General features: G+C 63.2%; 12 protein-coding genes. 11 read left to right on the top strand and 1 reads right to left on the bottom strand.

What is annotated here, in order from left to right; genetic code table 11:
- Positions 1-90: 90 nt before the first annotated feature.
- Positions 91-1,551 carry an esterase-like activity of phytase family protein gene (locus C0Z16_RS28960; RefSeq protein ID WP_102635490.1) on the bottom strand — a complete coding sequence of 487 codons (1,461 nt, stop codon included), beginning with the start codon at positions 1,549-1,551 and terminating at the stop codon, positions 91-93.
- Between the two features lie 1,168 nt (positions 1,552-2,719).
- Between C0Z16_RS28960 and C0Z16_RS28945 the strand changes: the two genes are divergently transcribed.
- From C0Z16_RS28945 to C0Z16_RS28895, 11 genes are all read left to right on the top strand, one after another.
- Positions 2,720-2,893 (top strand): Flp family type IVb pilin, encoded by a 174-nt coding sequence (locus C0Z16_RS28945; protein ID WP_102635487.1) that lies wholly within the window; start codon positions 2,720-2,722, stop codon positions 2,891-2,893.
- Between the two features lie 114 nt (positions 2,894-3,007).
- Entirely contained in the window at positions 3,008-3,190 is a 183-nt protein-coding gene (locus tag C0Z16_RS28940) for a Flp family type IVb pilin (RefSeq protein WP_102635486.1), read from the top strand.
- 88 nt (positions 3,191-3,278) lie between these two features.
- Positions 3,279-3,806: an A24 family peptidase gene (locus C0Z16_RS28935; protein WP_102635485.1), complete on the top strand. Its 528-nt coding sequence runs from the start codon at positions 3,279-3,281 to the stop codon at positions 3,804-3,806.
- Between the two features lie 93 nt (positions 3,807-3,899).
- A complete protein-coding gene (locus C0Z16_RS28930) occupies positions 3,900-5,303 on the top strand; it encodes an ATPase (RefSeq protein ID WP_102635484.1) in 1,404 nt (467 codons plus the stop codon).
- Between the two features lie 39 nt (positions 5,304-5,342).
- Positions 5,343-6,176: a Flp pilus assembly protein CpaB gene (cpaB, locus tag C0Z16_RS28925; RefSeq protein ID WP_102635483.1), complete on the top strand. Its 834-nt coding sequence runs from the start codon at positions 5,343-5,345 to the stop codon at positions 6,174-6,176.
- 78 nt (positions 6,177-6,254) lie between these two features.
- Positions 6,255-8,123 (top strand): type II and III secretion system protein family protein, encoded by a 1,869-nt coding sequence (locus C0Z16_RS28920; protein WP_102635482.1) that lies wholly within the window; start codon positions 6,255-6,257, stop codon positions 8,121-8,123.
- Positions 8,124-8,144: 21 nt separating this feature from the next.
- Positions 8,145-8,483 carry a hypothetical protein gene (locus tag C0Z16_RS28915; RefSeq protein WP_102635481.1) on the top strand — a complete coding sequence of 113 codons (339 nt, stop codon included), beginning with the start codon at positions 8,145-8,147 and terminating at the stop codon, positions 8,481-8,483.
- A gap of 51 nt (positions 8,484-8,534) precedes the next feature.
- The gene (locus C0Z16_RS28910; protein ID WP_102635528.1) at positions 8,535-9,746 is read left to right on the top strand and encodes an AAA family ATPase; all 1,212 of its coding nucleotides are present in this window, start codon (positions 8,535-8,537) and stop codon (positions 9,744-9,746) included.
- Positions 9,747-9,765: 19 nt separating this feature from the next.
- A complete protein-coding gene (locus C0Z16_RS28905) occupies positions 9,766-11,133 on the top strand; it encodes a CpaF family protein (protein ID WP_102635480.1) in 1,368 nt (455 codons plus the stop codon).
- A gap of 52 nt (positions 11,134-11,185) precedes the next feature.
- A complete protein-coding gene (locus C0Z16_RS28900; protein WP_102635479.1) occupies positions 11,186-12,169 on the top strand; it encodes a type II secretion system F family protein in 984 nt (327 codons plus the stop codon).
- Between the two features lie 43 nt (positions 12,170-12,212).
- Positions 12,213-13,169, top strand: coding sequence for a type II secretion system F family protein (locus tag C0Z16_RS28895; protein ID WP_167403568.1), 957 nt, complete (start codon positions 12,213-12,215; stop codon positions 13,167-13,169).
- Positions 13,170-13,256 lie beyond the last annotated feature (87 nt).

Below are 13,256 nucleotides of genomic sequence, written 5' to 3'. Positions count from 1 at the left end.
GGCGTCGACGCGCAGCACGCCGCGTTGGAGGACGCTACGAGATCACAGGCGCGAACGAACCGCGCCCTCGTGGCTCGATGAACGGACGCGTCAATGATCGTCGTCGTAATCCGGTGCGCAGACGTGCTCGTCCTGACCACGCCCCTTGCCCACGCCCACGAGTTTTTGCGCGACATAGGCCGGCAGTTCGCTCGCGTCCCACGCGAACACGAAGAACTGATTCGGATTGGCGATGCCCGCAGGATGATTCGTATCGGTGACGGTGCCAATGAAGTCGTTGTCGTTCGCGATGAACAGCGTGTGCTTCTTCACGCCGCCGACCACGACGTCCGGCCCAAATGCAAGGCCTTCAAGCTTCGCCGGAATGTCGTTTGCGCTGTAGCCGTGCGAGGTGAGTTGCGCGACCGTGTCGAGGAACAGCGCTTTCTGCACGGCATAAGGTGCGAGGCCCGCTTGACTGCTGGCGTTGCTCACGTCCTGTGCGCCCGTCAGATCGATATGGAAGACCTTCTTGAACACAGCCGTCGAATTGTCGCCGAGGCCTTTGCCGTCACGCTCGTCCACCAGCAGTTCGTGATCGTTCACGGCAAGCACGTCGCTGATGGTCGGGTACTTCGGCTTGGCTGTCGTGCCGATGTTGGTAAGCCGATACGCGAACTGCGTGGTCTTGCCGGTGCGCACGTCGATCTTCACGATACGTGTGTATGCGCCGTCGGTGCCGCCATCCTGGATCAGCGGGCTTTGCATCGCGCCGAAAAGCGTCTTGCCGTCAGGCGAAATCGCGAGACCTTCCATTCCCTTGTTGGCGACGCGACCCGCTGTGTTCTGCGCGATTTCATTGTTGCCGCTGGAACTGAGCGTGGACACCGCAAACGTGTCGGGGAGCCTGTACGTGTCGATGCGGCGGCCGCTGCGTCGATCGAAACGATAGACGTACGGACCATACTCATCCGAGATGAACACGCTTTCGCCGTCGTTGCTCACGCGAACGCTTTCGGGATCGAAGCGCGCATTGCGATCATTGGTCGACAGATGCGCCGGGTCGAAGTTGTCCGAGCGACCTGTGAAGTAGTACGTGTGATTGCGGCCGTTGAGCGCGGGAGCGCCATCGGGCACGCCGGCGGCGGCGCCCGTTCCGTAGACAAGTTTGTCCGAGGTATGCAGCAGCGTCGTAGCGATCAGTTTCGGCGTCAGCGAATATGGCAGCGCGGCGCCCGCTGCGCTCGGCTGCAAGCGCAAACGCAAGGTCTGGAAGCGGTTGATGTACGACGAGGTGTCGTCGATGGCCGCGTTATACGACACCGCATTCGGGCCGCGATCGGGCACCGCGACGAACGTATGACATCCTGCGTATGCAATGCCTGAACCGAGGCCGCCGAGCAGATTGCCCGCTACGCCGTTCTCCAGCGGCGCGGCCGTTTCCTTCGACAGATCGCCGGTGAGGCCGCCAAGCTGGCCGACCGCGATGAGATCGACCGCGGCATGTGCGGCCGTCGCAAAGAGAAGCGACGAGGCGATCGCCGACAGCGCAAACAGTCTTGAACGAGACACGATGTCTTCCTTGTATGGAACGCTTTTTGTGGACGTGTCTGGCGCGAGGCGTCACCCATGCGCTTGCCGCGTGGATATCTGGAACGTCGGACGAACGGCCCGCGCGCAGCTCGGTGGCCGAGGGATGGCCACCCGCAATATTGAGTGAGCTGTATGACGCAATGGTGACGCTTGCTGACCGTGACCCGCTGATCCATTCGGCAGGTTTCGCGTATTGAAACTCGATGGACGGCCTCACTTTGGAAGTGCTTGCACATGAAGAGCCGCAGTGCATATTGAGCTTCATCGACATCGTTCTTCGACGACTTCATTGAACGCATCCCGCCGACTAGGCGCGCCGCTCGCCTTGCAGCTTGTATGTGAGTGCTCCAGTACTCGCAAATAAGCGCCACACGTCCGCCGTAAATACATGCCTGGACTACCCACGTTTCAAAGCTGAAACGGATCGGTCCGACGCGGAGCCAAAAAGCGGCCCTAATCTAGCGGCAAAACTGATTTCTGATGCGCCTCGGTTAAATCCCTAAGCTTGGGCTGTACGGCAAGACCATGGCCGAAGAGCGCGATATTAAGGTGTGCCCCCACTGCTGTCCCGATGATGCAGATTTGAAGCAAGTCGGTCAGTTTTCCCCGTGGCTGCCTTTGCCCGAACGCGACTGGACGGCTGCAAGCCCCATGCGTTCGTGGATCGGATCAAGCTGGCCCACTCCTTGCCTTTATGTTTTCACGCAGCCGGCGACATGGCCAACGACCTTATCCATGTCGACGGGGGTTCTCTCTCAGATGCGCTCGACTAAGAGCGGCGAGAAGAACGAACCGGCTGCCAAAGAAGAATACAAGGAGTAGTAGAAGATGCGGTTATTCACTCTGATTCGAAGGGGGGTTCGGTGCGCCGCGCGCATCGCACGCCGCCTCTCGGTACCGCGTCTGGCTGTCATTTTCAATGCGCCGCCGCCGGGTCTGGATTTTCGCCTGCCGCTCACGCAGCGCGTCACCCAGCACGATCCCCAGCAGATAAATAGTAGCGAACCGCTCGCGGCTCCCGTTCGGCCGCTCTCTCACGCAGCGTCCGAACGCTCTTTCCTGTAGCACCCGTAGCAATGCAGTACGTTGTACACAAACCGTAGTTATCCGATGACACTTAAGTTAGCCATCCTAAGGGAGATAAACCATGAAATCGTTCATCAACAGCGCTAAAGCATTTGTTCGCGACGAAGACGGCGTCACCGCCATCGAGTATGGCCTGATGGCCGCCCTGATCGCAACGGCAATCATCGCGGGGTTCGGCCCCCTCGCCACGGCGGTTCAGACCAAGTTCGGCGCGATCGCGACGCAACTGAAGTAATCCTGCGAGAGACAGCGGACGAGCCGCGTGTGCCGATTCGTCCGTTGTATTCCCCTTTTCGCAGCCTGCGGCGTACGCCGATCAGGCTGTGGCGTGTTGAATGGAGAGTCAATCATGCAATCGATTATCAACAGTACCAGGGCATTCATTCGCGACGACAACGGCGTGACCGCCATCGAGTATGGCCTGCTGGCCGCTCTGATCGCAACGGCAATCATCGCGGGGTTCGGACCCCTCGCCAATGCAGTCAGCGCCAAGTTCACCGATATCGCGGGGCATGTGACGTCGGGAACCTGAAAGAGGCGGCGGACGAACCGCATATTCCGGTTCGCCCGTCGCATCACCGCTTTTCACCGACCACTGCGCATATCAACGAGGCCTTGTCATGTTCATTCCCGCGTATGCACCGCCAGCACCGATTGCGCCCTGCGTCATTGCGTTGGTAATCGCTGCCGCAAGCACGGACATCCAATGCCGGCGCATTCCAAATGTTCTGGTCGCGGCTGGTTTGCTAGGCGCGCTGCTCGTGCAGTGCTGGCTGAACGGAATCGGTGCCGGCGCCGTGGCATGGCTCACGGGCGCCGCCGTCGGGCTCACACTGTTTCTGCCGTTCTATTTGCTGCGCGGGATGGCTGCCGGCGACGTCAAGCTGCTCGCGATGGTAGGCGCATGGATTGGACCGCTGCTGGTTTTTCACGCCGCATTGGCGACATGTGTGATCGGCGGCGTGTGGATGCTGGCACTGACCGCGCGCCGCAGGCAGTTCAAGAAGGTGGTGAGGAACATTGTCAGCCTCGTTCATCCGGCGTTGCGCGGCGGCGGCGTGGCTTCCATCGAATCGGTGGGATCGGTGCCGTACGGTGTGGCGATCGCGGCGGGAACAGTAGGCGTGCTGCTGACGGCAGCGGCGTAACCAGATCATGAACGGCAAGCCGGACGGCGATCCGCCCAGGCACACCAGACAAACGCAGCGCGCCAACCGGCGTGTGGCATCGGGGAGTGAGAGATGAACGAGCACAGTACGGGCGCGATTCACGCAGACGGCGCCGCGCATTCCGGCGCAACGCCTGCGATAGACGCCGGCCACGCACGCGCCAGCGCCGCCGCTGCATTGCGCGCGCCGCGCAATGCAGCGGACACCGGCTTGCCTGCACTGTTCATCGCGCACCTGGTGCTGAAATCGATCTTGCAGAACGGCAAATCGTCGCTCGGCGACCTGATTGTGCGGCACTGTCTGACGGCTGCTGTACTCGAGGAAACCATCGGCTTCCTCGTGCGCGAACATCTCGTGGAGATCGCGCATCGCGGCGCGAGCGCTGTCGATGTCCATCTGCGCCTCACCGATGCCGGACGCGATCTCGCCGCCCACGAAGCAAGCCGCTCCACCTATTGCGGCCCCGCACCGGTTTCGCTCGAAGCTTATGTGAGCGCGGTGAGCGCATATTCGGTGAAGCGCATCCACATTGCCAGGTCCGATGTGCGCGCGGCTTTCGCGGACTTCGTCGCCGAGATGCCGTTGCTCGATTCAGCGGTTGCCGCGTTGAATGGCGGACGTCCGGTGATGTTCTATGGCCCGGCAGGCAGCGGCAAGACCTACCTCGCCGAACGCCTCGGAACGTTGCTGCAAGGCGCGGTGCCGATTCCGTATGCGATTTATGTAGCCGGCGACGTCATCCAGTTGCATGACCCGCTGATTCATCGCGACGCTTGCGCCGACGATCTGCCGGGCCTGACCGACCGTCGCTGGCGCGTTTGCGAACGACCAGTGGTGATGTCAGGCGGCGAGCTGACTCTCGCGATGCTCGATCTTCAGTACAACGCCAGCAGCGGCATCTATCAGGCGCCGCCGCATATGAAGGCGAACATGGGCGTGTATGTCGTCGACGATCTCGGCCGTCAACGTGTCGCGCCTGCGGAATTGCTCAATCGCTGGATCACGCCGCTCGACCGCGGCGTCGATCAGTTCTCGCTGCAATCGGGCGCGCGCTTCGTGAGTCCGTTCGACGTCTGGGCCGTATTCTCGACCAACCTGACGCCCGCGGAGCTGAACGATAACGCCTTCCTGCGCCGGCTCGGCTCAAAGCTCCATGTCGGCGCGCTTCCCGTCGAGGACTATCGCCGCCTGTTCGACGCTCAATGCGCCGCGCTGAACATCGAAGTAGAGCCCGGCGCATTCGAGTATCTGCTGCACCAGTTGCATCTGCGGAGCCGCACACCGTTTCTCGCCTGCTATCCCGCCGATCTGCTCGCCGTATTGCGTTCATTCGCGCTCTATCACGGCGACGTGCCGGTCGTCACCGAATACCGCCTGACTCATGCATGGCACAGCTACTTCGGCGACGCGCCGGAGCATGAACAGACGATTCCCTCCCACACCGGGCAGTCCGACAAACGGTATGCCGGCGCTTGATCCCGACGTGCCATAGCAATTCATGAAAGGAGTATCACCATGAAAACCAGTCGCGCAGTTGTGATGTTAGGGATGGCCCTGCTGGCGGGTATTGCCGCCGTCGGATTCGCATCTCGATGGCTGTTGCAGACGTCGTCGTCGGCCGTGACGCCGGTTGCGGTCGCCACCGCCGAAGTAGGCCTCGGCCAGCCGCTCAATTCGAGCATGATCCGCACGGTGAACTGGCCTACGGCGAGCGTCCCGCCCGGCGCGTTCAAGGATCCGAAAGCTCTCGACGGACGAGTCGTGCGCACGAGCCTCGAACCCGGCGAGCCGGTCATCGAGTCGAAGCTCGCACCGCAAGGCACGAAGGGTGGACTGTCGGCGGTGATCGGCGAAGGCAAGCGGGCTATCACGGTGCGCGTAAATGATGTCGTCGGCGTCGCGGGCTTTGCGCTGCCGGGCAACTACGTCGACGTGATCGTCAACACTCAGGAACCCGAAGCGAAAGCCACCGATACTCAGCAGAGCATCTCCAAGATCGTCCTCGAAAAGATTCTGGTGCTCGCCGTCGCCCAGCAGGTTAGCCGCGACGACACGCAGCCGAAGGTCGTCAATGCGGTGACGCTCGAAGTCACGCCGGACCAGGCGGAGAAGCTCGATCTCGCGCGCAGCGTCGGCAGTCTGTCGCTGGTGTTGCGCAATCAGATCGACGACCGCGCATTGCCCACCGGCGGTGCCACCAAGGTCACGCTGCTGGGCCGGCCCGTGGCCGCATCCGCGCCCGTTGTTGTCGCCGCGCCGGCGCGCGTCAAATACACGGCGCGCCCGATGCCCAGGCGCGACTGTGTCGGCGTGCTGTCGGGAGCGCAAGGCAGTCAGGAATGCTTTTAATCACAGATGCGATCACGCGATACCGCGGCGTCTCACGCACGACGGATCGCTCGCAGCGGGCTACGGGGAGATAACGAAATGAAATCGAGTCAACGGAAAGTCATGAACGGCAGCGCGATGCGCACCGCCTTGCTGACCACGACGGTATGCGCGTCGCTGATCGGCGCGCACGGCGTGCATGCCCAGGAGGCGGTCGAAAACGGTAGAGCTGCCGCCATGCCGATGTCGCACGGACCGGTGCAAATGACCATCAGCATGAATCCCGCACCCGCTCAGCCTTCGAACGCGATGCAAAACGCCGCCGCGCGCGGGCCGGCCTGCACCCGCACGCAGAACGAACAGAGCACGATCATCGTGCCAGTCGGCAAGTCCACGCTGATGCACACTGCCGAACCGGTGCGCAATCGCACGCTCGGCAATCCGCAGGTCGCGCAGGCGACGATGGTGTCGCCGCAAACGCTCTATGTGGTCGGCATGGCCGTGGGCACCACCAACATGATCGTGCAAGGCAAGAGCGGCGCGTGTGAAGTGATCAACGTGGTGGTCAACGCCGATTCAGGCGGCTTGCAAACTTCGTTATCCCAACTGATGCCCGATGAACCGAACATCCGCGTCTCGACGGTAGCGGGCGACCTCGTGCTCGCGGGTCGCGTATCGAGCGCGCAGGCCGCAAGCCAGGCGCAGGAAATCGCCAAGGCGTATGCACGTAGTTCGCTGCCCGCGAACGGCAACGGCGCAGGCAACGGCAACGGCGGCGGCAATGGCGGCAGCAAGGTCGCGACGGTGCTGAACATGATGAGCGTCGACTCGCCACAACAGGTGATGCTCGAAGTGAAGGTCGCCGAAGTCTCGAAGACAGTGCTTAATCAGCTGGGCGCCGCGATGAACATCCAGGGCGGCTTCGGCTCGTGGAGCGGCGCGCTGCTCAGCAGTCTGCTCGCGGGCGTGACGAGCATCGTCGACGTGAACAAGGCCAACAACCGGCCGTTCAACGTCGCGATCGACGCGCAGCACGGCGACAATCTCGTGAAAATCCTGGCCGAGCCGAATCTCGTCACGCTAAGCGGACAGGAAGCAACGTTCCTCGCGGGCGGCAAGGTCTTCATTCCGATTCCGCAGAGCACCAACAACGGCGTTACGACCATCATCCTGCAGGAAGAGGAATTCGGTGTCGGCCTCAAGTTCACGCCAACCGTGCTCGCGGGCGGCCGTATCAACCTGAAGGTTGCGCCCGAGGTCTCGGAGCTGTCGTCCACCGGAGTGACCGTCGGCGCGACGAATACGAACAACCTCACGGTTCTGCCGCTGATCACCACGCGCCGCGCGTCCACCACGGTGCAGATGAACGACGGCGAGACCTTCGCGATTGGCGGCCTGATCAAGAGCAATGCAGCGGGCACGCTGAAAGCGATACCGGGTGTCGGCGAAGTGCCGGTGCTCGGCGCGCTCTTCAGAAGCACGTCGTACCAGCAGGACCGGACCGAACTCGTGTTCATCATCACGCCGCACCTCGTCAAGCCGCTGCAGACGGTGGCGAACCTCCCGCTGCCCACCGATCATTTGAAGACGCCTAACGAAGCCGACGTCTATCTGCTGGGCAACATGGAAGGCCGCGACCCGGCCGGCCACAGGAAGCCCGCCCCGCCGATGCCGGCCCCGGCACCGGCGCCCGCAATGGCTCCCGCACCGTCGCAACAGCAGGCTCCCGCCATGCCGCCCGCAGTGGAGCCGGCTGTGTCCGCCATGGTGCCGACCCCCGCCGCGGTCGCGACGCCGCTGCCCGGGCCGCAGGCCGACACGCCGGCGCATCACAGCAGTCCGGCCAGCCACGCCGACGACTCCGCCGCGCGCGCCGCCCAGATCGAAGCACGAGCCGCACAGATCGCGGCGCGCGACGCACCGTCACGCGACAAACCGCGCTTGCCGTCCGCCCGCGCTCAAAACTAATGCATCGCCTAGGAGAACATCATGACCAACCGCACTACTTCCATCTCGCGCTGGGTTGCGTTACTCGTGCCAGCGTGCATCGCACTGAACGGCTGCCTTTCGACGACGCCCGGCGTCGACCGGCACTTCGGCGAATCGGTGAGGGGCTACGCGGAGGCGCAGATCATCGATCCGGACGCCGCCTCGAAGCATCCTTCTACGCTCGGCGTCGACGGCAAGGCCGCGGTCGCGGCGATGTCGAACTACCACGCGTCGCTCAAGGCGCCGTCGACGTCCGGTAATGCATTCGTGATCGGCGTGGGTGGCAGCGCAGCCGGCGGTTCGGGCGCGCCCATGGCCGCGCCGGCGAACGGCGAGTAGCAATGTGAGCCGCAAGGCCGACCGGGCAACGATTCCGTGGATGACAACATCATGATCAATATCCTCATCAACTCCGAGCATACGGGCCGAATGTCCGAGATCGTTCGCCTCGTCACGGACTGCGGCAATTGCACGACCACACGCATGCAAGGCGCGCCGTCCACGTTGCTGGAACGCGGCGACAGTCTCGATGCGTTCGACGTGCTGATCATCGACGCGTCGTCGCCCGAGCGCGCCGAACTGGATTCGGTCAACGTGCTGGTGCACCGCTATCCGCGCCTCACGTGTCTGCTGCTGTTGCCGCAGACTTCGCCCGACACGTTGATCGCCGCGATGCGCGCCGGTATCCGCGACGTGCTGAGCTGGCCGCTCGATGCGCGCGCGCTCGGCGACGCCGTGCAGCGCGCCATCGCCCCGCACGCCGGGGATGCGCGGCACGAAACGCATATGGTGTCGTTCATTTCTTGCAAGGGCGGCGCGGGCACGAGCCTGATCGCGGCGAACGTCGGTCACGCGATCGCGACGTTGCATGGCAAGCGCGTGCTGCTGGTCGACCTGAACCAGATGTTCGCCGATGCCGCCTTCCTCGTGAGCGACCAGGAGCCGCCTTCGTCGCTGCCGCAGATGTGCGCGCAGATCGATCGCATGGACGGCGCGTTCCTCGACGCGTCGCTCACCCATGTGACTCCCGGCTTTCATGTGCTTGCCGGCGCGGGTGATCCGTTGAAGGCGCTGCAGATCCACGAAGAGCAGCTCGAATGGATCCTGGGTGTTGCCGCGCCGCGTTACGACGTCGTGCTGTTCGATCTGGGCCAGAGCATCAATGCGCTCACCATCGTCGCCCTGGATCGCAGCGCCGAGATCCATATGGTGCTTCAGGCAAGCATGCCGTATGTGCGGGCGGCTCGCCGTCTGCAGGAAATCCTCGTGTCGCTCGCCTATTCGCCGGACCGGCTGCGCCTGCTTCTGAACCGGCACCGCCGTCACGACGAACGCGCTGCGAGCGCGCTCGAACAGGTGCTCGGCCGGCGCCCTTCGCATCTGATCGCCGACGACCCGCAAGCGGCAAGCGACGCCGTCAACCTCGGCGAGCCCGTCTTGAAGACGGCACGCAATAGCGCGCTCGCGCGCGGCGTGCAAGCGCTTGCGCAAAGCATCGTCAATCAGTCAACAGGCGTCGTCCCGCAGAAGAAACGCAATGAGCCGCTGCTGGCCCGGTTGTTCGGCCGCTCGGCCACACAGCGGCAGTCAACGGCGTCATAACGTCAGCCAGGAGAATCTCATGTCACTACGCGACCAGATGTCGTCCCAGACGCCCCATGCGCTGCCGGAACGCCAGGTGGGCATGCGCGCGCCGCTCGGCCTCGCGCGCGCCGCCTATCAGACGCTCAAACGCAAGGTTCACGAAGCCGTGCTCGATCGCGTCGAGCTGGAACGTCTCGCGCGACTGCCGGCCGAACAGGTTCGCCAGGAAATCGGCGGACTGATCTCGCGCATCCTCGAAGAAGACAAAGCGCCGGTCAACGATCTCGAACGCAAGCAGTTGATGATCGACATTCACGATGAAATGTTCGGCTTCGGTCCGCTCGAGGCGCTGCTGCGCGATCCGACCGTGTCGGACATTCTCGTCAACACGCACCGCACGACCTATGTGGAACGTAAGGGCCGTCTGGAACTGACGGACATCACCTTCTACGACGACGCGCACCTGATGAAGGTGATCGAGAAGATCGTCTCGCGGGTCGGGCGGCGCATCGACGAGTCGAGCCCAATGGTCGACGCGCGCCTGCCGGACGGCTCGCGCGTCAACGCGATCATTCCGCCCTCGGCCGTGGATGGGCCGCTGATGTCGATCCGGCGTTTCGCGGTGAATCCGCTGCAAATGTCCGACCTGGTCGCATCGCAAAGCCTCACGCCGCCGATGGCCGAACTGCTCGACGCGCTCACGCGCGCGAAGGTCAACGTGCTGGTGTCAGGCGGCACGGGCAGCGGCAAGACCACGCTCCTGAACATCCTGTCGGGCTTCATTCCCGAAGGCGAGCGCGTGGTGACCATCGAAGACGCGGCCGAACTGCAACTGCGTCAGCAACATGTGCTGCGCCTAGAAACGCGGCCGCCGAATGTCGAAGGACGCGGCGAAATCACGCAACGCACACTGGTTCGCAACGCGCTGCGGATGCGGCCCGATCGCATCATCCTCGGCGAAGTACGTGGCGCGGAAGCGCTCGACATGCTCAATGCGATGAACACCGGCCATGAAGGATCGCTCGCGACGATCCACGCGAACACGCCACGCGACGCCCTGACGCGCCTCGAAAACATGATCAGCCTGGCCGGCCTCGCGTTGCCGCCGAAGAACCTGCGTCAGCAGATTTCGTCGGCGATCTCGGTGGTGGTGCAGGTGGCCCGTTTGACCGACGGCCGACGCAAGGTCGTCAGCATTCAGGAATTGACGGGCATGGAAGGCGAAATCGTCAACATGCAGGAGATCTTCACGTTCAAGCGAACGGGCGTCGATCAGAACGGTATGGTGCGCGGCCACTTCTGTGCGACCGGCGTGAGGCCGAAGTTCACCGAGCGGCTGCAGGCGTTCGGCATCGTGCTGCCCGACCAGCTTTACGATCCGAACCGGCACTTCGATACCGCATGACGGACAGCGCCGGCGGCACGCGGCGCTCACGGCTCATCTTTGTGAGGCATCCATGAATCCGATCTTCTACGCCTTCGCGTTCCTGCTGTTCATCGCCGTGGTCCTCGGGATAGAGGGGCTGTATCAGTGGTGGAACAGCCACCACGGTCCCGCCGCGCGGCGCCTGGACCAGCGTATCCGGGCCCTGTCGGCAGGCGCGAATGTGCAGGCCGAACGCCTGTCCATTCTGAAGGAGCGCATGCTGAGCGGCTCGGCGCCGATCCATGCGCTGATGATGCGGATACCACGCATCCAGACGATCGATCGGACGATCCTGCAGTCCGGATTGAATCTCACTGTGGGACGCCTCGTGACCCACAGCGTGGTGGCGGTCACGGTCGTCCTGCTGGCGGCCGGCCTTGCGCCGGTGCATGTGCCGACCCTCGTGACGGCGCTCGCTGGCGTCGTGGCCTTCGTCTTTCCGACACTGCGGATGTTGCGCTGTCGCAGCAAGCGTCTGCGCATTCTGGAACGACAGTTGCCCGAGGCCACCGACATGATCAGCCGCGCGTTGCGGGCGGGACATTCGTTCTCGAGCGCGCTCGGCATGCTCGGCGATGAGTTCGCGGAGCCGACTGCCGGCGAATTCCGCATCGTCTTCGATGAGATCAATTACGGCGTCACGCTGAACGAGGCGCTGATGAATCTTGCGACCCGCGTGCCGGTGCGCGACTTGCGCTACTTCGTGATCGCCGTGCTGATCCAGCGCGAAACCGGCGGCAATCTCGCCGAGATTCTCGACAACATCGCGTCGCTGGTTCGCGCACGCCTGCAGTTGTTCGACAAGGTGCGGGTGCTGTCCGCCGAGGGGCGTTTATCCGGGTGGATCCTGGCACTGTTGCCATTCGTCACCGCCGGCGCAATGCAGGTGGTGAACCCGACCTTTTTTGCCGTGCTGTGGGAGGATCCGGCCGGGCTCCAGGTCGTTGAAATGATGCTTGTCTCAATGGTAATGGGCGTGCTGTGGATGCGGCGAATCGTACGAATTCGCGTGTGACGCCGCCGGCGCGCATCAAGAGAACCCAAACTGGAGAACCATGATGGAAACGCTCGATTCAGGGAATGTGCTGCTGCTCGGTGGCGCGTTCATGGTCGCATTCGGCGGCGTGGTTGCGCTCATGTGGTGGATGACGCCCAAAGACATGCAGCGCCGCATCGAACAGGCGGGCGGCGTGTCTTTGTCGCCCGATGCACCGTCTTCGATCGGTTCGGGATGGGCCGAAAAAATCGCGGACATCTCGCGCCCGATCTCGCAACTCTCCATTCCGAAGGAAGGCTGGGAAGACTCGCCTCTGCGGCTGCGGCTGATGAACGCGGGCTGGCGCTCATCGACGGCGGCCTCGCTTTATTTCGCCGCCAAAACCGCGCTCGCGCTGCTGCTGCCGTTGCTAGGTCTCGTCGCATTGATGCGTACGCCGCTTATCAACGAACAGTACGCGGCGTGCGCGACGATTCTCGCGCTGCTCGCCGCCATCGGCTACTACCTGCCGAACGCCGTGTTGACGCGTTGCCGCGCGCAACGCCAGCGCGCGATCGTCGAGGGCTTTCCGGATGCGCTCGATTTGCTCACCGTCTGCGTCGAAGCGGGCCTCGGCATGGACGCCGCGCTAATGCGAGTGGCCAACGAAATGACGCTCGCCAGTCCTGAAGTCGCGAACGAACTGCAATTGATGCTGCTCGAACTGCGCTCCGGCTTCACCAGGGAAAAGGCGCTGCGCAACTTCGCGTTGCGCACGGGCGTCGAGGACATCGATACATTCGCGTCGATGCTGGTTCAGGCGGAACGCTTCGGCACGAGCATCGGCGCTTCGCTGCGGGTCATGTCGGAAACGCTGCGCACGCGCCGCAGAATGCGCGCCGAGGAACGCGCCGCGAAGATCGCATTGAAGCTGTTGTTTCCGCTGATTTTCTGCATCTTCCCAGCACTGATGACAGTGCTGATGGGGCCCGCCTTCATCCACATTTACCGCGTGCTGTTGCCGACGCTGGGGAACTGATTCCCTGCTGTATGCCTTCGGTCTGGCCGGAGCGTGATGAAGTAGCAGAGCCAAAGGATGCACCGGGCAGCAAAAAGACAGTTTGGG

Origin of the sequence: Paraburkholderia rhynchosiae, assembly GCF_002879865.1 — a bacterium.
Taxonomy (GTDB): Bacteria; Pseudomonadota; Gammaproteobacteria; order Burkholderiales; family Burkholderiaceae; genus Paraburkholderia; species Paraburkholderia rhynchosiae.
This window is presented reverse-complemented; position numbering and strand designations above follow the sequence as displayed.